3 protein-coding genes are annotated in these 1,201 nt (G+C 52.0%); all 3 read right to left on the minus strand.

Going from position 1 to position 1,201, the window contains the following annotated elements; genetic code table 11:
* Positions 1-182 (minus strand): NADH-ubiquinone oxidoreductase subunit NDUFA12 family protein (locus ABJF76_RS14065; protein ID WP_413822596.1); only part of this gene is annotated, 182 nt, incomplete at its 3' end.
* A 77-nt stretch (positions 183-259) separates the two neighbouring features.
* Positions 260-619, minus strand: a complete 360-nt coding sequence (locus tag ABJF76_RS14070; protein WP_413822597.1) for a RidA family protein — start codon at positions 617-619, stop codon at positions 260-262.
* 4 nt (positions 620-623) lie between these two features.
* Positions 624-1,201 (minus strand): AAA family ATPase (locus ABJF76_RS14075; protein ID WP_413822598.1); only part of this gene is annotated, 578 nt, incomplete at its 5' end.

A 1,201-nucleotide genomic window follows, 5' to 3' on the forward strand; every position in this document is an offset into this window, starting at 1 on the left:
CTACCTTCGACTTCACCGTTAAAGATGACCCACCGTCGGCTTTTGTTTGCATTGGTGTAATACACATTGCCGACTTCATCTTCGCCGACTTTTTTGCCTTTGCGCCATGTCCACAGCTGTGTGCCGAGCGTTTGGTGGTCCCACCATACGAAAATACGCTTGATAAAATTCCCGACGCCCATGTTATGGCTCCTTTTGACTTACCCTGTATTGCCCGATTGTTAGCCCGAGGTCCAGAGGGACAATGAGGCCGCGGGCGTTATCCTGCCAGCGCAGTAACTTCAATTTCGATACGGTATTTGAGATCGATCAAATTACATTCAACCATAGTGGCTGCCGGCGGGTTTTCCCCGAAAGCGGCCTGCAAAAGCGGCCAGCAGGCTTCAAATTCGTGACGATCAGGCAAGTAGTAATTCACACGCACAACATGTTCGAATCCGCTGCCAGCATTTTTCAATGCTGTCTCTATGATATCAAGGGCGTGGGCGCATTGATCCGTGACCGTATCACCCTGCCCCACAGTACCCGCCACATGCACAAACCCGCCCGCAACCACAGCGCGGCAATACCCGATTTTGGTTTCGAATTCGCCACCAGAAGATATGCGCGTAATTGGCATCGCCTTAACCTGCGGATGCAGGTTCCACTTTTTTCTTGCTTTCATCGTGGATCATCAATGGCGCGGCGCCGAGGCCAACGGCCTCTTCGTTCACAACCACTTCTGTCACGGTGTCCATACCTGGCAGGTCAAACATCGTATCCAGCAAAATATCTTCCATGATTGAACGCAAACCACGCGCACCTGTTTTACGTTCAATCGCACGTTTGGCGATCGCAGACAGGGCGTCATCGGTGAACGTCAGCTTCGCGTCTTCGAGTTCAAACAGACGTTGGTATTGTTTTACCAATGCGTTTTTCGGCTTGCTGAGAATGGTGATCAACGCGTCTTCGTCGAGGTCTTCCAGTGTCGCGATGACAGGCAGACGGCCCACAAATTCTGGGATCAGACCAAACTTCAACAGATCTTCTGGTTCAAGGTCGGTGAAAATTTCGCCCACGCCACGGTCATCTGGGCCACGGACTTCGGCACCAAAGCCCATGCCAGCACCTTTGCCGCGTTGCGCGATGATCTTATCCAGGCCGGCAAACGCACCACCACAAATAAACAGGATGTTCGTTGTATCCACTTGCAGGAATTCCT

The sequence above is a fragment of the Tateyamaria sp. genome, assembly GCF_039940735.1.
Lineage (GTDB): Bacteria > Pseudomonadota > Alphaproteobacteria > Rhodobacterales > Rhodobacteraceae > Tateyamaria.